21 protein-coding genes are annotated in these 19,039 nt (G+C 67.9%); 9 read left to right on the top strand and 12 right to left on the bottom strand.

Annotation, left to right across the window (positions count from 1 at the left end; translation table 11 throughout):
* Positions 1-61: 61 nt before the first annotated feature.
* Together ACFW0G_RS41100 and ACFW0G_RS41105 are read right to left on the bottom strand one after the other, a co-directional pair.
* A complete protein-coding gene (locus ACFW0G_RS41100) occupies positions 62-1,759 on the bottom strand; it encodes a GMC oxidoreductase (protein ID WP_378330957.1) in 1,698 nt (565 codons plus the stop codon).
* A complete protein-coding gene (locus tag ACFW0G_RS41105; protein WP_378330958.1) occupies positions 1,756-3,246 on the bottom strand; it encodes a flavin-containing monooxygenase in 1,491 nt (496 codons plus the stop codon). Before ACFW0G_RS41105 ends, ACFW0G_RS41100 begins: the two co-directional genes overlap by 4 nt.
* 195 nt (positions 3,247-3,441) lie before the next feature.
* Between ACFW0G_RS41105 and ACFW0G_RS41110 the strand changes: the two genes are divergently transcribed.
* The gene (locus ACFW0G_RS41110) at positions 3,442-4,203 is read left to right on the top strand and encodes a hypothetical protein (protein WP_378330959.1); all 762 of its coding nucleotides are present in this window, start codon (positions 3,442-3,444) and stop codon (positions 4,201-4,203) included.
* Positions 4,204-4,228: 25 nt separating this feature from the next.
* Here ACFW0G_RS41110 and ACFW0G_RS41115 read toward each other — a convergent pair whose 3' ends face one another.
* Positions 4,229-5,341: a winged helix DNA-binding domain-containing protein gene (locus ACFW0G_RS41115; RefSeq protein ID WP_378330960.1), complete on the bottom strand. Its 1,113-nt coding sequence runs from the start codon at positions 5,339-5,341 to the stop codon at positions 4,229-4,231.
* A gap of 85 nt (positions 5,342-5,426) precedes the next feature.
* Between ACFW0G_RS41115 and ACFW0G_RS41120 the strand changes: the two genes are divergently transcribed.
* Positions 5,427-6,512: an AraC family transcriptional regulator gene (locus tag ACFW0G_RS41120; protein ID WP_378330961.1), complete on the top strand. Its 1,086-nt coding sequence runs from the start codon at positions 5,427-5,429 to the stop codon at positions 6,510-6,512.
* Here ACFW0G_RS41120 and ACFW0G_RS41125 read toward each other — a convergent pair.
* Entirely contained in the window at positions 6,409-7,077 is a 669-nt protein-coding gene (locus ACFW0G_RS41125) for a TetR/AcrR family transcriptional regulator (RefSeq protein ID WP_378330962.1), read from the bottom strand. The genes ACFW0G_RS41120 and ACFW0G_RS41125 overlap by 104 nt on opposite strands.
* Positions 7,078-7,276: 199 nt before the next feature.
* Between ACFW0G_RS41125 and ACFW0G_RS41130 the strand changes: the two genes are divergently transcribed.
* A complete protein-coding gene (locus ACFW0G_RS41130; RefSeq protein ID WP_378330963.1) occupies positions 7,277-7,570 on the top strand; it encodes a hypothetical protein in 294 nt (97 codons plus the stop codon).
* A 2-nt stretch (positions 7,571-7,572) separates the two neighbouring features.
* Here ACFW0G_RS41130 and ACFW0G_RS41135 read toward each other — a convergent pair whose 3' ends face one another.
* The 8 genes from ACFW0G_RS41135 to ACFW0G_RS41170 all read right to left on the bottom strand — a co-directional run bounded on the left by ACFW0G_RS41135 (position 7,573) and on the right by ACFW0G_RS41170 (position 12,460).
* Positions 7,573-8,163, bottom strand: a complete 591-nt coding sequence (locus ACFW0G_RS41135) for a TetR/AcrR family transcriptional regulator (protein ID WP_378330964.1) — start codon at positions 8,161-8,163, stop codon at positions 7,573-7,575.
* Complete coding sequence (gene paaK, locus ACFW0G_RS41140; RefSeq protein WP_378330965.1) at positions 8,160-9,449, bottom strand: phenylacetate--CoA ligase PaaK; 1,290 nt, start codon at positions 9,447-9,449, stop codon at positions 8,160-8,162. The genes ACFW0G_RS41135 and paaK overlap by 4 nt, the downstream gene beginning before the upstream one ends.
* Positions 9,449-9,841 carry a hydroxyphenylacetyl-CoA thioesterase PaaI gene (gene paaI, locus ACFW0G_RS41145; protein ID WP_378330991.1) on the bottom strand — a complete coding sequence of 131 codons (393 nt, stop codon included), beginning with the start codon at positions 9,839-9,841 and terminating at the stop codon, positions 9,449-9,451. Before paaI ends, paaK begins: the two co-directional genes overlap by 1 nt.
* 194 nt (positions 9,842-10,035) lie before the next feature.
* A complete protein-coding gene (locus ACFW0G_RS41150) occupies positions 10,036-10,323 on the bottom strand; it encodes a hypothetical protein (RefSeq protein WP_378330966.1) in 288 nt (95 codons plus the stop codon).
* Between the two features lie 65 nt (positions 10,324-10,388).
* A complete protein-coding gene (locus tag ACFW0G_RS41155; RefSeq protein WP_378330967.1) occupies positions 10,389-10,901 on the bottom strand; it encodes a DUF6879 family protein in 513 nt (170 codons plus the stop codon).
* Positions 10,902-10,924: 23 nt separating this feature from the next.
* Positions 10,925-11,779 (bottom strand): helix-turn-helix domain-containing protein, encoded by an 855-nt coding sequence (locus tag ACFW0G_RS41160; protein WP_378330992.1) that lies wholly within the window; start codon positions 11,777-11,779, stop codon positions 10,925-10,927.
* A complete protein-coding gene (locus ACFW0G_RS41165) occupies positions 11,748-12,260 on the bottom strand; it encodes a DUF6879 family protein (protein ID WP_378330968.1) in 513 nt (170 codons plus the stop codon). Before ACFW0G_RS41165 ends, ACFW0G_RS41160 begins: the two co-directional genes overlap by 32 nt.
* The gene (locus tag ACFW0G_RS41170; RefSeq protein ID WP_378330969.1) at positions 12,260-12,460 is read right to left on the bottom strand and encodes a hypothetical protein; all 201 of its coding nucleotides are present in this window, start codon (positions 12,458-12,460) and stop codon (positions 12,260-12,262) included. The genes ACFW0G_RS41165 and ACFW0G_RS41170 overlap by 1 nt, the downstream gene beginning before the upstream one ends.
* Before the next feature lie 239 nt (positions 12,461-12,699).
* Between ACFW0G_RS41170 and paaZ the strand changes: the two genes are divergently transcribed.
* The 6 genes from paaZ to paaE are packed head-to-tail and all read left to right on the top strand — an operon-like array spanning position 12,700 to position 18,439.
* On the top strand, positions 12,700-14,727 hold the full coding sequence (gene paaZ / locus ACFW0G_RS41175; RefSeq protein ID WP_378330970.1) for a phenylacetic acid degradation bifunctional protein PaaZ: 2,028 nt from the start codon (positions 12,700-12,702) through the stop codon (positions 14,725-14,727).
* Entirely contained in the window at positions 14,724-15,683 is a 960-nt protein-coding gene (paaA, locus tag ACFW0G_RS41180) for a 1,2-phenylacetyl-CoA epoxidase subunit PaaA (protein ID WP_378330971.1), read from the top strand. Before paaZ ends, paaA begins: the two co-directional genes overlap by 4 nt.
* A complete protein-coding gene (gene paaB / locus ACFW0G_RS41185; RefSeq protein WP_378330972.1) occupies positions 15,680-15,964 on the top strand; it encodes a 1,2-phenylacetyl-CoA epoxidase subunit PaaB in 285 nt (94 codons plus the stop codon). The genes paaA and paaB overlap by 4 nt, the downstream gene beginning before the upstream one ends.
* A gap of 13 nt (positions 15,965-15,977) precedes the next feature.
* Entirely contained in the window at positions 15,978-16,874 is an 897-nt protein-coding gene (paaC, locus tag ACFW0G_RS41190) for a 1,2-phenylacetyl-CoA epoxidase subunit PaaC (RefSeq protein ID WP_378330973.1), read from the top strand.
* Complete coding sequence (gene paaD / locus ACFW0G_RS41195; RefSeq protein WP_378330974.1) at positions 16,868-17,359, top strand: 1,2-phenylacetyl-CoA epoxidase subunit PaaD; 492 nt, start codon at positions 16,868-16,870, stop codon at positions 17,357-17,359. Before paaC ends, paaD begins: the two co-directional genes overlap by 7 nt.
* Positions 17,360-18,439, top strand: coding sequence for a 1,2-phenylacetyl-CoA epoxidase subunit PaaE (gene paaE, locus ACFW0G_RS41200; RefSeq protein WP_378330975.1), 1,080 nt, complete (start codon positions 17,360-17,362; stop codon positions 18,437-18,439). It begins immediately after the preceding gene.
* The last annotated feature ends 600 nt before the right edge of the window (positions 18,440-19,039 follow it).

A 19,039-nucleotide genomic window follows, 5' to 3' on the forward strand; every position in this document is an offset into this window, starting at 1 on the left:
GAAATGCCGGTTAGGCCACCATACGGGCGTCTGACGCCCGTAAGGTGGCCTTAACGGCAGGTCAGGAAGCGGGGGTGACGGGCAGACGGAGGGCACCGGGGGCGTCGTGCGGGACGACGGGGTTCTTCGGGGCGATCGGGGTGAGCCGCCGGTAGGCGGAGCCGAGCGGTGGGCGTGGGTCGGGCTCGCCTTTGTTGGGCCACAAGGACATCGCGCGCTCGGCCTGCGCCGTGATCGTCAGCGACGGGTTCACGCCGAGGTTCGCCGAGATCGCCGAACCGTCCGCGATGTGCAGCCCCGGATGCCCGAACAGCCGCTGGTACGGATCGACGACACCGCTGCCGGCCGAGTCGCCGATCGCGCAGCCGCCGATGAAATGCCCGGTGACCGGGATGTTCGCCAGCTCCGTCCACGCGCCCTGCGGCAGGCCGTCGATCTTCTCCGCGACCCGTCGCGCGATCTCGTGCCCGGCCGGGATCCACTCCGGGTTCGGCTCGCCCTCGCCCTGTTTCGTGCTCATGTGGCGGCCGAACAGGCCCCGTTTCGTATACGTGGTCACGGAGTTGTTCAGCGTCTGCATCACCAGCAGCCCGACCGTCCGCTCCGACCAGTGCCGCGGGTTGTGCAGCCGGACGACGTCCCGCCATTGTTTCCGGAGCTGACGCAGGCCGAGCACCCAGCGCCGTTTGCCGGTCTCGGCGTCGACGAGCACGGTGGTCAGCAGGCTCATGAAGTTGCTGCCCTTGCCGTAGCGCACCGGCTCGACGTGGGTCACCGCGTCCGGATGGATCGACGACGTGATCGCGACGCCACGGGTGAAGTCGTTGTCCTTGCGAAGCGACTTCGCCGCCAGCACGGCCTCGGAGTTCGTGCGCGCCAGCAAACCCAAACGCTCCGACACCTTCGGCAGCACTCCGGTGTCCCGCAGTCGATGCAGAAGCCGTTGTGTACCAAGGGAAGCGGCCGCGAATACGACCTGCTCGGCGGTGAACGTCCGCTGCTGCTTGCGGACCCACCGGCCGGTGCGTTCGGTGTCGACCGCGTACCCGCCGTCGATCGGCCGCGCGGATATCGCCGTGGTCAGCGGATGCACCTTGGCCCCGGCGCGTTCGGCCAGGTAGAGGTAGTTCTTGACGGTCGTGTTCTTCGCCCCGACGCGGCAGCCGGTCATGCATTCGCCGCACAGCGTGCAGGTGTGCCGCGAGGGCCCGGCGCCGCCGAAGAACGGATCGGGCACCTCACCGGGTTTCGTGCCCGCCTCGCCGAAATACACGCCGACTGGCGTGCGATGGTAGGTGTGGCCGATGCCCATGTCGTCCGCGACCTCGCGCAGCACCCGGTCGGCCGGGGTCGTCGCGGGGTTCTCGACGACGCCGAGCATGCGCTTGGCCTGGTCGTAGTACGGCGCCAGCTCGGACTTCCAGTCGGTGATGTGCGCCCACTGCGGGTCGCGGTAGAAGGCGTCGGGCGGCTCGTAGAGCGTGTTGGCATAGACGAGCGAACCGCCGCCGACGCCGGAGCCGCTCATCACGAACGTGTTCTTGAGCAACGTCAGCCGCTGGATGCCGAAACAGCCGAATCTGGGCGCCCACAAGTACTTCCGGACCCGCCACGAGGTCTTCGCGAACTCGTGGTCGGCGAACCGGCGGCCGGTCTCCAGCACGCCGACGCGGTAGCCCTTCTCGGTCAGCCGCAACGCGGTGACGCTGCCGCCGAACCCCGAGCCGATGACCAGGACGTCGTAATCGAAGGCGTTCATCGGGAGCTCACCATCCGGTAGTCGGCCGCGTCGAAGCGGCGGGTGCGGCGGTCGTACTCGGTGACCAGGCCGGGCCAGTTCGTCGTGACCCGCCCGTCGGCCTGGCGGTACCAGCTCGTGCAGTCCGACCAGACGCTGTGCCCGAGCCGCCGCTGGACTTCCTTGTCGTACTGCTCCTCGACCTCGGGCCGGACGTCCACATAGGACATATCGGGCCGGGCGAGGTGCTCGACGGCCTGGCGGATGTACCGGGCCTGCCGCTCGATCATGTAGATGATGGAACCCGCGCCGAGGTTGGTGTTCGGTCCGTAGACGCAGAAGAGGTTCGGGAACCCGGGCACCGTCATGCCCAGATACGCGCGCGCCCCACCGGCCCACTCGTCCTGCAACGACCGGCCGCCGAGCCCGAGCACCTTGAGCCTGCCCAGGAAATCGGTCGCCGCGAACCCGGTTCCGTAGATGAGAACGTCCGCCTCGTGCTCGACGCCGTCCGCGGTCCGCACCCCGCGCGGGGTGACCTCGGCGATTTTGTCGGTGCTGACTGTTACGTTCGGCTGTGCGAGAGTCGGGAGGTAGTCGTTGGTGAAGAGAATCCGTTTGCAACCCAGGGGATAGGAAGGGGTGATCTTCTTGCGCAGCAAGGGATCCTTGATGTAGCGGCGGCGCAGCTGGGCCGTGCGCAGCTCGAAGATCTTGGCCAGCACGGGATGCCGTGTCATCCCGTAGGTCGCGTACTCGGCGAGCAGGAAGATGCGCAGCCTGCCGAACAGCTGCGTGGGTGGCACGTGCTCGAAAAGCCACTTCTGCCAGCGGCGGTAGGTCGTGTCGTGCTTGGCCATGATGTACGGCGGCGTCCGCTGGAAGATCGTGAGCCTGCCCGCCTGGCGTTGCACCGTGGGCACGAACTGGATCGCGCTCGCGCCGGTCCCGATCACGAGCACGCGCTTGCCGCGCAGATCGCAGTCGTGGTCCCACTGCGCGGAGTGGAAACTCGTGCCCTCGAACGTGTCGCGCCCCGGGATGTCCGGCCACGCGGGCCGGGAAAGCTGCCCGACGGCGGGCACGAACACGTCGGCCTCATACGTCTCGCCGCCGCTCGTTTCGACGCGCCACTTGCCCCGCGCCTCGTCGAACGCCGCGCCGGTGACCTCGGTGCCGTACCGGATATGCGGTCCGAGCCCGTACTTGGCGATGACGCGCTTGAGGTACGCGTGGATGTCGGGCTGCTGCGAGTAACGCTGTGGCCAGTGCGGGTTGGGCTCGTAGGAGAAGGAGTACAGCGGCGACGGGATGTCGCAGGCCGCGCCAGGGTAGGTGTTCTCCCGCCAGACACCGCCGGGCTCACTCGCGCTCTCGAGCACCGTGAAGTTGCCGAACCCCGCGCGCTTGAGCTCGACCGCCGTCCCGACCCCGCCGAACCCGGTGCCCACGATCACCACCGACGGTCCCGCCGCCGTCGTCCTCTTCGACTCCGCCGCACTGCTCATTCCAGGGAAGCTACCCAGCTCACGCCTGGTCCGGTAGGACACGACCGGTCACCCGATCGAGATTTCCGGCCAGCTTTGCGGTACCCCGGCGCGTCGGCCAGATGCGTGTGCGGCGAAGTGGCGCACGAGGTGCGCGAGTACTCTTGGCTTACTTTTAGTCACTTTCTGTAGTTATCGGAAATGCTAGGGTCACCTGTGGCGATGGTGGACTGGGGAACAGTGCCAGCTTGGGTATCCGCCGGATCGTTTCTGCTCGGATACATCGTGTTCGTTCGTGATCGCCGGGAACGACAGCGGCGGCAGGTCGAGAAAGTCGGCTTGTGGGCTGACGATTTCGGCCTCGATCCCCTGGGGGGTAATACCACACCGATGTTCTTGGTCAAGAACGACAGCGGACTGCCCATCCAGATCGTCGAGCTCCGGTATGTCATAGCCGCGACGGTCGAACGGTGGAACCTTGAATCGATGGTGCCGGTGGCGAGGTCATGGAACTACCGGTCCTCGATCTGGGTGTTCAAGAACGTCGGCATCATAGAACCCGGCCTTGGCGAAGCTGTGAAGCTGGCGGGAACTCCCGTCTTGCGCAACGACCTGCTTCTGGAGCTCCTCGCGATCGTGCCACGGAGTAATGACTGGGGTGGATACTCACACACGTTCGATATAAATCGGTGGCGTGTGGACGTGGTTCGTGTCGTGTTCGAAGACAATTCCGGTCGCCGCTGGTATTTCAACACCACCAGCGGCAAGGGGGTGCGGCCTTATCGTCGCCGAAACTTCTACGTGGATTTGCTGTCCGACCCGAATCGAGGAGCCGATCACTGGCACACGCCTCGGTCCCGCTTGGTCGCCCGGCTGGTCTACGCCGCCCGCCGCAAGGTGCCGAAGGATTACGGCGGTGAACTGCGCCAGATGAGACGTGTGGATGAGCAGAAGAATGATCCTGAGGAGTCCGCCTGACAACCTCCCGTCCTACTATCCATTCTCAGGACACGGGGTCGAAGCGGATCTCGTGGGATTCCGCATTCGGTTCGGCCCAGCGCAGCAGCCGGGCGGCCGCGCTCTCCAACGCAGAGGCGTCCCGCTTCGGCAGCCGTTCGAACGGCGTCACGGTCAGCGCCGCGACGCGCCGCGCGGTCTTGATCTCCCAGAAGCCGCGGACGTACCCACCGGTCAGCACGGTGCCCTTGACCAGGCCGTTCTGCGTGATGACGCGTTTCCGGTACTCGTCGCTGATCATCCGCGTCCGTGCCGCGTACGAAAGCAGGGTCTGGTCGAACGGGCCCAGGAGACGTGGCGGAGCGGGCGTGTCGTCGGGCGGCAGCGGTGCGTCGGGCAGGTCGAACAGCTCGCGGCCGTCCGGATCGCGGAACACCCGCAGCCGCGAACGCATGTCGTCGACGACCTCGCCGAGCCGGGTGACGCCCGCCCACGTCTGCGCGTCCGCGACCGTCGCCGGGCCGAACGCCGCCAGGTAGCGCTCGACCAGTCGCGCAGCGGACGGCCGCGCGTCGAGCGGCGCGCCCAGCCAGTCGTCGGCGGTCTGGTACGTCGGCTGCCCGGATTTGCCCCACAGGCCGCGCGGCGGGATCTGCACCAGCGGCAGCAGGCCGCGCGCGATGTGGGTGAGCGACGACGTCGGAACGCCGGGCCAGCGTTCTTCGAGTGCGGCACCGAGTTCGGCGCTCGAATGCGGCCGCGCGGCGAGCAGCTTCCTGGCGAAGGCCGCGACCTCGGCGTGGTCGAGCTCCGCGATACCCCTGGCGTGCTGGGTGTTCGAGAGCAGATCCCGGTCCATGATCACCTGCACCAGCGGTCGCCACGCGAGCGCGTCCGCGGCCGTGACCAGGTGCACCGTGCCGCGCATCAGCACCATCCGGACCACCTCCCGCGAGGTCAGCAGGCCGGAAAGCTCCTCCTGCCGGAAGCCGTGCAGCCGCGCCCACAGCGCGTAGTACGGCGGCGACGGTGCCTGCGCCTGCAACCCGGCGAGATGCTCGACGGCCTCCAGCGCGGACATCTTCGCCCGGCGCAGCAGCAGCTGCCGTTCCAGCGTCGCGCGGTTGAGGGCCCGGTGGCTCAGTGTCTTCCCCAGCATGAGCGCCACCCTAACCGCGATACCGGACAACTCGGGTCCTAGATCGGGATGGCGTCGTGCCGCGGTCTGATCCATAATTCCGGCCATGGCAGAGCTGGCGGCCCCGGCCGTGGCGGACTGGGACTTCCCGCGCGGCACCGCGAGCATCCTGCTGATGACCCGGTTCGCCGAGGACCACGGCGTTCCGCCCGCCCGGCTGCTGGCCGGCACGTCGCTGGACCCGGCCCAGCTGACCGACCACGGTCTCCAGATCGACGCGCGTCAGGAGCTGGCGGTCGTCCGCGCGCTGATCGGCGAACTCGGCGACGCCGACGACCTCGCGCTCGAACTCGCCCGCCGCTACCGCGTCACCACGTTCGGCATCTTCGGCTTCGCCTGTATCAGCAGTCCGACGCTGCGGGACGCGGTGTTGTTCGCCCTGCGGTTCCTCGACCTCAGCTTCACGTTCTGCATCCCGCACGTCAGCGTCGGCGCCGGCGAGATCAGCCTCACCATGGACGATTCCCGCGTCCCCGCCGACGTCGCTCGCTTCCTCGTGCTGCGCGACCACGGCGCGATCCACACGGTGATGCGGGACCTTCTGCCCGAGATCACGTTGAAAGCGCTGGAGTGCCGCCATTCCGGGTCATCCACTGTGGATTCCTATGTGGACACTTTCGGTGTCCGGCCGAGCTTCTCCCGTGAAACGCACCGAGCTGTGCTCGACGCGCGCTACCTGACGTACCCGCTACCGCAGGCCAACGAGCAGACGGTCGCGTTGTGTGCCGCGCAGTGCGAGGCGCTGGTGGCCAGGAAACGCCATCGCTCCGGGATTTCCCAGCTGGTCCGCGAACGGCTGGTGCGGCTCGGCGGTGTCGACGCGGGCATGGACGAGATCGCCCGCCAGCTCACGGTCAGTCCCCGGACGCTGCGCCGGCGGCTCGCCGAGGCGGGCACCGGCTACCGCGTGCTCGTCGACGAGGTCCGGCAGACGCTGGCCGAGGAGATGCTCGACACCGGCGCGCTGTCGGTGGAGGACGTCGCGTTGCGCCTCGGGTACGCCGAGGCGTCCAGTTTCATCTACGCGTTCAAGCGCTGGACGGGGATGACCCCGGCGGCGTACGCGCGCCGGAACGCGCCGCGAGGACCGCTGGGTAGGTCACCTTCAGCAGGCTCAGGATCGTCTCGGTGACGAACGTGCGCAGCGTCGCCCGGTCGAGCGTGCCCCGCACGAGCCATTCCCGCGAGGCCGCCCGCAGCATTTCGCCGCAGGACCGGATCATCGCGCGCAGCTGCTCGCGGCCTTCGGTGACGTCGGACATCAGCGCGGCTTCGAGCACCCGGTCGGCGGCGATCTCGTCGCCCTCCAGGATGATCTGCTCGATCTCGGCGTCGCGCCCGGCAGCGATCACGGTGAGCCAGGCGTCGCGATTGCGCTCGATCACGTCGATCCAGCGATCGACGCCGATCGCGAGCCGCTCCTCCATCGAGGCGTCCGGCAGGGCCTCGGCGACCGGCGCGGGCACGATCATCATCTGCCGCACGACTTCCAGGTACAGCTCGCGCTTGCCGCCGAAGTAGTGGTTGATCAGCGGCCTGGCCACGCCCGCCGCCTCCGCGATGTCCGAAGTGGACACCGAATCGTAGCTGCCCGCGCCGAACAGCCGCCGCGCGACGGCCAGGATCTCGGCCCGGCGTTCGGCGGGCTCCAGCCGTCGTCTCCTGGCGCCGGACGGCGCCTTCGTGCCGGTGGTCATCCTCCCAGCCTCACCCGCCGCCGGTGCCGTGTCAACAAGTTGTTGACCCGTTGTCAAGAGCCTCCGGAAACAATCGCCGCCGAGTGTTCCATAACCGGCCGTGACGTTATCCAACCGGAACAACCCGTGGGTAACTTCCTTGCCCCGCGGCGCGACGAGAAGGCGGGAAGCTGGGGGTGGTTGTCTTGGGTAGGAGCCCATGAGCAGCGCGGCAGGCGGTCCAGCCTCGTCGTCCGGACGCTGGGTGAGCGTTCGTCTGCAGCATCGGCAGGTCTGCTTCGGCGACAGTGCCGACGATGAATCGCGCGAGGACCTTTCCGTGTCCTACGCCGGAATCGTCATCACCAGTTACGAAGCGGGCAGCAAGGTGTCCGAACGCTGGATCCCGATCGGTGCCGACCCCTCCGAAGACGACGACGAGTACCTGATCGAACAGCTCCGCGAGGCGCTGCTGTGGCAGGCGGGACGTCCGCCGAAGGCTGCGGGGGAGTGAGCTCAGGTCCGCAGACCGTGGAAGGCGATCTTGCACACCGCGTCGGCCAGTTCGTCCGCGCTTCCGCCGCGGCGCGGCTTGTACCACTCGATCAGCGAGTTCACCATGCCGTACAACAGCCGCGCGGTGACCGCGGGATCGATGTCCGGCCGCACGTCGCCCTCGGCCTCGGCTTCCTTCACCAGTTCGGTCACCAGCCGGTCGAACTCGCGCCGCCGGGCGAGTGCCGCCCGCTCGGCCTTCGTGTTGCCGCGCACGCGCAGCAGGAGCGTCACGAACGGCAGTTGCTCGGCCAGCACCGCGACGCTGCCGCGCACGAGGTACTCCAGCCGGTCGATGGCCCGTCCGTCCATCGTGTCCAGCTCGGCCGCGACCGCGAACAGCCCGTTCAGCGCGCGGTCCACCGCGAGCCGCAGCAGCTCCTCCTTGCTCGAAACATGGTGGTAGATGGCGGATTTCGTGATGCCGAGCTTGCGGGAGAGGTCCTCCATGCTGGTGCCGTCGTAGCCGCGCTCGTTGAACAGCTTGACCGCCACCTGCAACAGCGATTCGAGGTCGTAGCCCGGCCTGCCGCGCCGCGCGGGCGCCGTCACGGCTTGTCCCGCTCGTCGATGACACGGCGCATCTTGCCCAGCGACCGTTCCAGCGTGTCCGGGTCCACGACGTTCACTTCGACGCTGATCCCGACGCCGTCCTTGATCCCCGCACCGAGTTCGACCGTCGCGCGTGCGCGCAGTTCCGGCGACGCGTCGTGCCGCGCCTCGACCCGCACGGTAAGGTGGTCCAGCCGGCCGCGCGTCGAACGGACCAGCTGGAAGTGCGGGCTGAGCCCGCCGGTCCGCAGCACGATCTCCTCGATCTGGGTCGGGAACACGTTGACGCCACGCAGGATGATCAGATCGTCACTGCGGCCGGTCACCTTCGCCATCCGCCGGAACGCGGGCCGCGCGGTGCCCGGCAGCAGCCGGGTCAGATCGCGCGTGCGGTAGCGGATGATCGGCATGGCCTGCTTGGTGAGCGAGGTGAACAGCAGTTCGCCCTCGGAGCCGCCGGGCAGCACCTCCTCGGTGAACGGGTCGATCACCTCGGGGTAGAAGTGGTCCTCCCAGATGTGCAGGCCGTCCTTGGTTTCCACGCACTCCTGTGCGACACCGGGGCCCATCACCTCCGACAGCCCGTAGATGTCGACGGCGTCGATCGCGAACCGTTCCTCGATTTCCGCGCGCATCTGCTCGGTCCACGGCTCGGCGCCGAAGATCCCGACGCGCAGCGAACTGCTCTTCGGGTCGACGCCCTGGCGCTCGAACTCGTCCAGCAGTGTCAGCAGGTACGACGGGGTGACCATGATGATCTCCGGCTCGAAGTCGGTGATCAGCTGGACCTGGCGCGCCGTCATCCCGCCGGACGCCGGAATCACCGTGCAGCCGAGCTTTTCGGCGCCGTAGTGCGCGCCGAGCCCGCCGGTGAACAGGCCGTATCCGTAGGCGACGTGCACCTTGTCGCCGGGACGCCCGCCGGCGGCGCGGATCGAGCGCGCCACCACGGTCGCCCAGGTGTCGAGGTCGTCCTCGGTGTAGCCGACCACGGTCGGTTTCCCGGTAGTGCCGCTGGAGGCGTGGACGCGCCGGACCTCGGACCGCGGCACGGCGAACATCCCGAACGGGTAGTTCTGCCGCAGGTCTTCCTTGGTGGTGAAGGGGAACTTCGCCAGGTCGGCCAGTTCGCGGCAGTCGTCGGGATGCACCCCGGCCTCGTCGAACTTCTTCGTGTAGCACGGCACGTTGGCGTAGGCATGCCGGAGTGTCCACTGTAGACGATCCAGCTGGAGTGCGGCCAGTTCGTCGGCGGACAGCCGCTCGGCGGCGTCGAGGTCGGTCATCACGCGTCCCGGGACTTTTCGATGGTGCGGCTGCGGCCGCGGAACTCGGCGACCGTCTCCGGCCCGCCGGGGGTCTCCCGGTGCACGGTGACGTCGTAGATACCGTTGCGGCCGTAGCGGGTGCGCTCGGTCGCGGTGGCGACGAGGTGATCGCCCAGCCGTCCGGCGGCGACGAAGGTGATGTCGGCGCCCGCCGCGACGGTGACCGGGCCGTGGCTGTTGCACGCGAGGGCGAACGTGGTGTCGGCCAGCAGGAAGACGTAGCCGCCGTGCGCGATGTCGTGCCCGTTGACCATCGACGCGGTGATCTTCATGCTCGCTACGGCGTGCCCGTCCCCGGCTTCGATCAGCTCGATGCCGAGCGCGCGGGAGGCCTCGTCGGCCTCGAACATGGCGTGTGCGGCGTTCGCTGACACCTCGGTCCCTCCGTTCGAGAATTCCCGACCGAATGGACGGTCACCCATGGTGCCGATCAGTAAAGGCAGAGCCGGGGCCCGGTGTCAAGGTCGGACGCCCCGCGTGCCGGGCCGGTCGTGTCGTCCACCCGCGTACGCGTGTCGTCCGTCCGGGTACGCGTGTCGTCCGCTCAGGTACCCACGTTCGTGGTCGGCGTCGCGCTGAGGGGCCGGGGGAACAGCCTGCTGATGTCGAGCCAGAACTCGGCCCGCGACTGGGCTTCCGCGGCGTCCCGCGCGGTGACCTCCTGCGTGATCCCGTCGCCGCCGCTGAGCAGCCACGGATACTTGCTCCGCGGTGTCGGCCGGAGGATCCAGACGGTGTCGTCAGCCGAGAGCCGGAACGAGCCGTCGGCGAACGGGCTCCACTGCTTCTTCGGCCCCCGTTGCCGAGCGCCGCACTCGCATTTCTCGCCCATGCCGATGACGGTAGGAAACGGCTGCGCGCGGCGGCGAGTTTTGGTCAGGGTCTCACATAAACCGGTTAGGGCAGCCGATATTCACTCCAGGGGACGGCCTCGGCGAGCGCAAGGTCGCGCCACCGCCGGTACCGGTCCAGATCGCGGGGATCGGCCAGTTCCCAGTCCTTGAGCGTGCTGTCCGCGTTGAAGTCGAGCAGTAGCACTGTTTCGTCGTCGAAGAGCCAGAAGTCGTGGTCCGGCAGGTCAAATGCACGGTCGGTGAGATCAAGGATGTGGTAGTCCTCGCCCGCCGCGATGTTTCCGGGAACACCCCAGGAGAGCAGGCAGCGGGTGTAGTCGGAAAGCGGTCGTCGTACCACCTTGGCCCGTTGCATGGTCTTCCCAGCGGCGACGTAGCCCCGAACCGTCTCGTGCCAGTCGGCGTTGAATCCCTCCGGCATCGGCTCGCCTGACAGGAACTGCCGTGTCGAGTCCTCGAATCCGGGAGTGCGGTAGACCTGCAACGTCTCCAGGCGGAACGCCGAGTGCTTGTAGCCGTCGAACAGGGCGTCGACCTCGTCGTCGGTTAGGGGCATCGCGAATTCCTCCGTGTACGGGCTCACAGGAACTCATCGCGCGCGGAGAGCAGAAACGCCCGCGCCCGATCGCCCGTCAGCGCATGACTGTAGAAGAGGTCGAAGTGCTCGAGGTGATACCGGACATCTCGGTAGTCACGAAGAACGACTCTGCCGGAGAAGAGTTCGACGATCACCATCCGATCATCAAGGACGAGGAAGGTGTTCATGGGTGCATCCGGTACCCGCGTGGTCAAGGGAACTACCGCGATCTCGATGTTCTGGCGTTCGGAAACTTCGGCCATGTGTGCACACTGCCGGGCCATGACGTCTCGATCTGCTCTGCGCAACCTCACCGCTTGTTCCGTCATGAGGAAGAAGAACTTGTGTGTCGGCCTGTCGAGCACGTTTTGCCAATCAAGGCGGGCGGCGACGGCCTTCTCCACATCTCGTGCTACCGAGTTCGGTATCGTTGGTGACAGTACGGCGCGTGCGTAGTCAGGGACTTGCAGCAGGCCGCTTGGCATAACTGGCAGGAACGACCGCACCACGCTGGAATTTTCGGTCAGCGCCTTGAGTTCGAGCTGATTCCGCCACAGACCTTTTTCTGCCAGTGCTCGGACGGAGACATGCTCGACATTGGCCCGCCGGGCCAACGCGATAATCTTGTCGGCAGCTTCGCGTGGTACTTCCAGCGCTGTGAGTATTCGCTCCACGTCGGTGACGCTGGGCAGGAGCTTGCCACGTTCGACTCGGCTGATCGTGGACTGCGACATGGCGCACCGAAGGGCCAGCCGCTCCCCTGAGAGGCTGGCCGCTTTACGGAGCTGCCGGAGTATTTCTCCTAGATCGCTGCCGGTGTTGGGATCATTCAGGTCGATACTCGCTCCAGGGCACAGCTTCGGACAGCGCCAGGTCGCGCCAGCGCCGATACTGGTCCAAGTCGGCAGCGTCGGCAAGCGCGCGGTCTCGCAAGGTGCCATCCGGGTTGAAGTTGAGCAGCAGTACCGTCTCGTCGTCGAACAGCCAGAAGTCCTGTTCCGGCAGGTCGACGGTGCGGTCGGTGAGGTCGAGGATCTGATAGTCCTCACCAGCGTTGATGTTGGCGGGAACGCCCCACGAGAGCAAGTAGCGACTGTAGTCGGTCAACGGCCGTCGAACTATTTTGGCGCGCTGCACGCTCCTTCCGGCTTCGACATGATTTTGAATGAGTTCATGCCACGCTTTGCCGTAACCTTCCAGTTGCGGTTTCCCGGCCAGAAATCGCTGGAAAGACGCTTGCTCGCTCGGGATGGTGTAGGTCTGCAACGTCTCCAGACGGAACGCTGATCGCTTGAACTCGCGAAAGAGCGCGGACACCTCTTCGTTCGACAGCGACATCACACCCCCTTGGGCAACTCGGGGATCGCCTGCAGTACGACGCCCAGCGGCAGTTCCACGGCTTGTTCTCCGGTGCCGAGCCGCAATCCGGAGGCGTCGGTCACGAGATCGCCCTGGAAGACGACCGTGCCACTATCGGACAGGTAGACGGCAGGACACTGATCGAGGTTGCAGCCCTCGGTGAGCTTCCGAAGTTTCATGTGCACAGCGTGGCGGAGTCGGACACCCAGAGCAAGCAGTCGTCACCCGTCAGTCACGGTCTCGCATAAATCGATCTCCGGGTGACGCTCGCCCGTTTGGGCTGGTCAACACGGCAGGGCTTGGCGGGCGCCGGAGCGCCAGCTAGGATGGCGAATTACCGAACGTACGGTAAGTAATTCGGGCGCCAGCGCACCTCGCCACCACGCAGCCGCACGACAGACTGAGAGGGTCGGACCCCATGGCATTGCTCCGCAGTTACGTTTCCGGCGAGTGGCACACCGCCACGGACGACGGCGTACCGCTGCACGACGCGGCCACCGGCGAGGAGGTCGCCCGGATCTCCTCGGCCGGCGTCGACTTCGCGGCCGCGCTGGAGTACGGCCGCCGGGTCGGCGGTCCCGCGCTGCGCGAGCTGACGTTCCACCAGCGGGCCGCGCTGCTCAAGGCGCTCGCCTCGCATCTGCGTGAGCACCGTGAGGAGCTGTACGCGCTGTCGGCCAAGACCGGCGCGACGCTCGGTGACTCGAAGTTCGACATCGACGGCGGCTTCGGCACGCTGTTCGCCTACTCCAGCAAGGGCAAGCGCGAAATGCCCAACGCCACGGTGTACGTCGACGGCAACGTCGAGCAGCTGAGCCGGGGTGGCACCTTCGTCGCGCAGCACATCTGCACGCCGCTGCGCGGGGTCGCGATCCAGATCAACGCGTTCAACTTCCCGGTGTGGGGCCCGCTGGAGAAGCTCGCGCCCGCGTTCCTCGCCGGGGTGCCGAGCCTGATCAAGCCCGCCAGCCAGACCGCGTACCTGACCGCGCGCCTGGTCGAGCTGATCATCGAGTCCGGCATCCTGCCCGAGGGGTCGGTGCAGTTCGTCGCCGGGAGCGTCGGCGACCTGCTCGACCACGTGACCGCGCAGGACCTCGTCTCGTTCACCGGGTCCGCCTCCACCGCGCGGAAGCTGCGCGCACACCCGGCGATCGTCCGCAACGCCGTCCGGTTCACCGCCGAGGCCGACTCGCTGAACTGCTCGATCCTCGGTCCGGACGCGAAGCCGGGGACCACGGAGTTCGACCTCTACGTCAAGCAGCTCGTCACCGAGATGACGGTCAAGGCGGGGCAGAAGTGCACCGCGATCCGCCGCGCGTTCGTGCCCGCCGAACTGCTGGACGACGTCGCCGCCGCGGCGAGCGCGCGGTTGGCGAAGACCACCGTCGGGAACCCCGCGTCCGAAGGCGTCCGGATGGGCGCGCTCGCCAGTCTGGAGCAGCGCGAGGAGGTCCGTCGCTCGCTCAAGGCGCTGCTCGACGCGGGCAGCGTGGTCTTCGGTGACCCCGAGACGGTGGACGTGGTGGACGCCGACGCCCAGCGTGGCGCGTTCATCTCCCCGGTGCTGCTCAAGGCCGACCCGGAACGCTCGGAGCCACACGAGGTCGAGGCCTTCGGGCCGGTGTCGACGCTGTTGCCGTACACCTCCGTCGAGCAGGTCGTCGAGCTGGCCGCACGCGGTGGCGGCAGCCTGGCCGGGTCGATCGTGAGCGCGGACAAGGAATTCGTGCGCGACGTCGTGCTCGGCACCGCGCCCTACCACGGACGTCTGCTGGTGCTCGACGCCGAAGACGCCAAGGAGTCCACCGGCCACGGTTCGCCGATGCCGCAACTCGTGCACGGCGGCCCCGGCCGCGCGGGTGGTGGCGAGGAGATGGGTGGCGTCCGCGGCGTGCTGCACCACATGCAGCGCACCGCCGTCCAGGGCTCGCCCGCCGCGCTCAGCGCCGTCACCGGTCGCTGGGTCGCGGGCGCGCCGCGTGAGGAAGGCGTCCACCCGTTCCGGAAGTCCTTGGCGGAGCTGAAGATCGGCGACTCGGTGGTCGCCGGGCCGCGTCCGGTCACCCGCGCCGACATCGACCACTTCGCCGAGTTCACCGGGGACACCTTCTACGCGCACACCGACCCCGAGGCCGCCGCCGCGAACCCGCTGTTCGGCGGCATCGTCGCGCACGGCTATCTCATCGTCTCCTTCGCGGCGGGCCTGTTCGTCTCGCCGGAGCCGGGCCCGGTGCTGGCCAACTACGGCCTGGAGAACCTGCGGTTCCTCACGCCCGTCAAGGCCGGGGACGAGCTGACCGTGACGTTGACCGCGAAGCAGATCACCCCGCGCATCGACCAGGACTACGGCGAGGTCCGTTGGGACGCCGACGTCACCAACGCCGCGGGCGAGTCGGTCGCGAAGTATGACGTGCTGACCCTGGTCTCGAAGGAGCAGCCATGACCGCGACAGTCTCCGGACAAGCACCGTCCGAAAAGGACTTGGAGCAGCTTTTCGAGCACACCATCGAGCGCGACCAGCGCGTCGAGCCGCGTGACTGGGTGCCCGAGGGCTACCGCAAGACGATGATCCGGCAGATCGCGCAGCACGCGCATTCGGAGATCATCGGCATGCAGCCGGAGGGTAACTGGATCACCCGCGCGCCTTCCTTGCGGCGCAAGGCGATCCTGCTGGCGAAGGTGCAGGACGAGGCCGGCCACGGGCTGTACCTGTACTCGGCGGCGGCGACACTGGGCGCGGATCGCGCGGACCTGACGGACAAGCTGATCACCGGGCGGCAGAAGTACTCGTCGATCTTCAACTATCCGACGCTGACCTTCGCCGACGTCGGCGTGATCGGCTGGCTCGTCGACGGCGCGGCGATCTGCAACCAGGTCCCGTTGTGCCGCAGCTCGTACGGGCCGTACGCGCGGGCGATGATCCGCATCTGCAAGGAGGAGTCGTTCCATCAGCGGCAGGGCTACGAGCTGCTGATGACGATGATGCGTGGCACCGAGCAGCAGCGGGAGATGGTGCAGGAGGCGGTGAACCGCTGGTGGTGGCCGTCGCTGATGATGTTCGGCCCGCCCGACGCGGACTCGCCGAACACCGCGCAGTCCATGGCGTGGAAGATCAAGCGGCACACCAACGACGAGCTGCGCCAGCGTTTTGTCGACATGTCGGTGCCGCAGGCGGAGGCGCTGGGTGTCACCTTCCCCGACCCGGACCTGAAGTGGAACGCCGAACGCGAACACTACGACTTCGGCGCCGTCGACTGGGGCGAGTTCAAGAACGTGTTGAAAGGCAACGGTCCCTGCAACGCGCAGCGGATCGCGCACCGGCGTCGCGCGCACGAGGACGGCGAATGGGTGCGTGCGGCGGCCGTCGCCCACGCACGGAAGCAGGAGGCTCGGCGATGAAACACGACTGGCCGCTGTACGAGGTGTTCGTCCGCGGCAAGCGCGGGCTGAACCACGTGCACGTCGGCTCGCTGCACGCGGCCGACGACGAGATGGCGCTGCACCACGCCCGTGACCTCTACACCCGGCGCAACGAGGGCGTGTCGATCTGGGTCGTGCGCGCGGAGCACATCACCGCGTCGAGCCCGGACGAGAAGGACCCGTTCTTCGCGCCCAGCGGGGACAAGGTCTACCGGCATCCGACGTTCTACGACATTCCCGAGAACGTCCCCCACATCTGAGGGATGAGTTGCTGTGTCTTTCGATAACGTCTACGAGGCGATCACCGAAGAGAACGACGCGCGGTGGGCCTTCGGTACTGGGTTCGACGATCCGCTGTCCGGAGTGGACACCACGGTTCCGTCCGGTGTGGACGGTGCGGCGCTGGCGGCGTACTGCCTGATGCTCGGCGACGACGCGCTGATCTTCTCGCACCGGCTGCAGGAGTGGTGCACGAACGCGCCCGAGCTGGAGGACGAGGTCGCGATCGCGAACATCGCGCTCGATCTGCTCGGTCAGGCGCGGCTCCTGCTCGCCCGCGCGGGCAAGGCCGACGGCTCCGGCCGCGGTGAGGACGCGCTGGCGTTTCTTCGAGCCGAGAACGAGTTCCGCAACGTTCGCCTCGCCGAACTCGGCGGCGGCCACTTCGGGCACCTGATCGCGCGGCTGTTCGTGTTCGCCACCTGGCGGCTGGCCCTGTTCCAGCGACTTGAGTCTGATGCCGCCTCCGCGGGAGGAAGTACGTCGGCGGAGTCCAGTGTGGACCCGGTGCTCGCGGCCATCGCGGCCAAGGGCGTCAAGGAACTCACCTATCACCGCGAGTACGCCGCCGGCTGGCTGGTCCGCCTCGGCGACGGCACCGAGCTGTCGCACGAGCGCATGCGGGAAGGGCTCGACGAGGTCTGGCCGTACGTCGGCGAACTGTTCGAGACACACCCCGTCGAACTGGTCGACGCCGCGACGGTGCGTCCGGAGTTCGACGCCGTTCTCGACCAAGCGCTGATCGCCGCGACGCTGTCTCGTCCCGAGGTGGGTCCGCTCGCGGGCGTGTCCGGCCGGATGGGCCGGGACGGCGTGCATACCGAGCAGCTGGGATTCCTGCTGGCCGAGTTGCAGAGCGTGGCCAGGGCGACGCCGGGTGCGACATGGTGAGCGCTCTCGCCGTGGCTTCCACGGTCACCGATCCCGAGCTGCCGATGCTGACACTCGCGGATCTCGGCGTCCTGCGCGACGTGTCCGAAGTGGACGGTCGAGTTACGGTCGCGATCACCCCGACCTACACCGGCTGCCCGGCCATGGACACCATGCGGGACGATCTGGAGCACGCGCTGCGGGACGCGGGGTACGCCGAGATCGAGATCCGGACCGTGCTGGACCCGGCGTGGTCGAGCGACTGGATCACCGAGTCCGGCAGGCGGAAGCTGGCCGACGCCGGGATCGCCCCGCCGGGCGCGGCGCCGCGGCGCCCATCCGGGCCGATCCCGCTCACCCTGGGCGCGCCGGTGTCGCGGGTCGTGTGCCCGCACTGCGGTTCGGCCGACACCGAGGAGCAGTCGCGGTTCAGCGCCACCGCGTGCAAGGCGCTGCGCCGCTGCCGGTCCTGCCTCGAACCGTTCGAACACGTCAAGGAGATCTGAGTGACTGCCACGGTTTCCCGGCGCACCGCCTTCCACACCCTGCTCGTGGCGGGTGTCGAGCGGCTGTGCGCCGACGCGGTCGCCGTCACCTTCGACGTCCCTCCGGAGCTGGCGGCGGAGTTCGACTTCCGGCCCGGTCAGTCGCTCACGCTGCGGCGGACGGTGGACGGCCGCGACGAGCGGCGCTCGTACTCGATCTGTGCCGCGGCGGGGGAGCGGCCGCGAGTGGGCGTGCGCGAGGTGCCGGGCGGGCTCTTCTCGAGCTGGCTGGTGCACGACGTCCGGCCGGGCGACGAGATCGAGGTCGCCGCGCCGGCCGGATCGTTCACGCCCGACCTCGCGGCCGGGGGACACCACGTGCTGATCGCCGCCGGCTCCGGGATCACCCCGGTACTCTCGATCGTGGCTTCGCTGCTGGGCGGCTCGCCGGACGCGACGGTGACGGTGCTGTACGGCAACCGCCGCACCGACACCGTCATGTTCGCCGACGAACTCGCCGATCTGAAGGACCGCTGGCCGTCCCGGCTGGAACTCGTGCACGTCCTGTCCCGGGAACCGCGCGAGGCCGAGTTGTTCACCGGACGGCTGGACGCGGAGAAGCTGTCGGCCCTGTTCTCCGCGCTGCTGCCGGTTTCCGACGTCGCACACTGGTGGCTGTGCGGCCCGTTCGGCATGGTGACCGGTGCCCAGGAACTCCTGGCGTCACTGGGCGTCCCCGGCGACCGCGTACACCAGGAACTGTTCTATGTGGACGATCTTCCGCCGGAGCCGGTGCGGCACCCGGAGCCAGGCGTCGAAGGTGCCGCCAGTGACGTCACCCTGATCCTGGACGGCCGCTCCACCTCCATGAGCCTCTCGCGCGAGACCTCGGTGCTGGACGGCGCGCAACGCTTCCGGCCGGATCTGCCCTTCGCCTGCAAGGGCGGCGTGTGCGGCACCTGCCGCGCCAAGGTGACTTCGGGAAAGGTGGACATGCGGCGAAACTTCGCCCTCGAAAAGTCCGAAGTGGACGCCGGGTTCGTGCTCACCTGCCAGTCGCTCCCGGTCTCGGAGACCGTCACTGTCGATTTCGACGCCTGAGTTCCGAGCCCAGCTCGGCGGCTGCGGGGTGGCCGCTCAGCAAGCGATCCTGACGTCGGTGCCGTCCGCGGAGACTCCATGACCAGTGCTCGGCGGTCGCTCAGCCGACAATCCGGCGGGAGGAGAGGTCGATGACCGTGGCTGGGTAAAGCCATCCTTCCCAGGCAGATCGAGCTGATGTCGCCGCACCAGCCTTGGTTGATGGTTGTGGTGGCACACGCGAAGTCGCGTCCGAAGAGGCCACGGATGGGAGCGGCTGCGGGGACGGTGGTGGTGCGCCATCGTCTGGGCGTGCGGCCGTGCAGGCCCTGGGGTGCACGAGCCGGGCGATCCGATGTGTCCGTGGGGTGACCGGTTGCGGCCAGTTCCGCGTGGGTTCCACCGTCGATCTGGGTCCGCTTGCTCCAGTTGTGCACCGCCGAGTCGGTGAACTCGAACCAACTACGGCCTGCGGTCTCGATCGCTCGCTACGCAGGCACATACCGGCGATCTCAGCCTTGAACTCGGCGCATTCTGGTCAGAGACGTCCGTCAAAGACGGGCCAAGCCCACGGTCATTCGGTTACCCATGCAGGACTCACCGATGCTCCGAGACTCAAGT

Origin of the sequence: Amycolatopsis sp. NPDC058986 (assembly GCF_042741125.1) — a bacterium.
Lineage (GTDB): Bacteria > Actinomycetota > Actinomycetes > Mycobacteriales > Pseudonocardiaceae > Amycolatopsis.

Coding starts and splice junctions, on each gene's coding strand:
- ACFW0G_RS41100 (WP_378330957.1), bottom strand. CDS start 1,759: ATGAACGCCTTCGATTACGACGTCCTGGTCATCGGCTCGGGGTTCGGC.
- ACFW0G_RS41105 (WP_378330958.1), bottom strand. CDS start 3,246: ATGAGCAGTGCGGCGGAGTCGAAGAGGACGACGGCGGCGGGACCGTCG.
- ACFW0G_RS41115 (WP_378330960.1), bottom strand. CDS start 5,341: ATGCTGGGGAAGACACTGAGCCACCGGGCCCTCAACCGCGCGACGCTG.
- ACFW0G_RS41120 (WP_378330961.1), top strand. CDS start 5,427: ATGGCAGAGCTGGCGGCCCCGGCCGTGGCGGACTGGGACTTCCCGCGC.
- ACFW0G_RS41125 (WP_378330962.1), bottom strand. CDS start 7,077: ATGACCACCGGCACGAAGGCGCCGTCCGGCGCCAGGAGACGACGGCTG.
- ACFW0G_RS41130 (WP_378330963.1), top strand. CDS start 7,277: ATGAGCAGCGCGGCAGGCGGTCCAGCCTCGTCGTCCGGACGCTGGGTG.
- paaK (WP_378330965.1), bottom strand. CDS start 9,449: ATGACCGACCTCGACGCCGCCGAGCGGCTGTCCGCCGACGAACTGGCC.
- paaI (WP_378330991.1), bottom strand. CDS start 9,841: ATGTTCGAGGCCGACGAGGCCTCCCGCGCGCTCGGCATCGAGCTGATC.
- ACFW0G_RS41150 (WP_378330966.1), bottom strand. CDS start 10,323: ATGGGCGAGAAATGCGAGTGCGGCGCTCGGCAACGGGGGCCGAAGAAG.
- ACFW0G_RS41155 (WP_378330967.1), bottom strand. CDS start 10,901: ATGCCCCTAACCGACGACGAGGTCGACGCCCTGTTCGACGGCTACAAG.
- ACFW0G_RS41165 (WP_378330968.1), bottom strand. CDS start 12,260: ATGTCGCTGTCGAACGAAGAGGTGTCCGCGCTCTTTCGCGAGTTCAAG.
- ACFW0G_RS41170 (WP_378330969.1), bottom strand. CDS start 12,460: ATGAAACTTCGGAAGCTCACCGAGGGCTGCAACCTCGATCAGTGTCCT.
- paaZ (WP_378330970.1), top strand. CDS start 12,700: ATGGCATTGCTCCGCAGTTACGTTTCCGGCGAGTGGCACACCGCCACG.
- paaA (WP_378330971.1), top strand. CDS start 14,724: ATGACCGCGACAGTCTCCGGACAAGCACCGTCCGAAAAGGACTTGGAG.
- paaB (WP_378330972.1), top strand. CDS start 15,680: ATGAAACACGACTGGCCGCTGTACGAGGTGTTCGTCCGCGGCAAGCGC.
- paaD (WP_378330974.1), top strand. CDS start 16,868: ATGGTGAGCGCTCTCGCCGTGGCTTCCACGGTCACCGATCCCGAGCTG.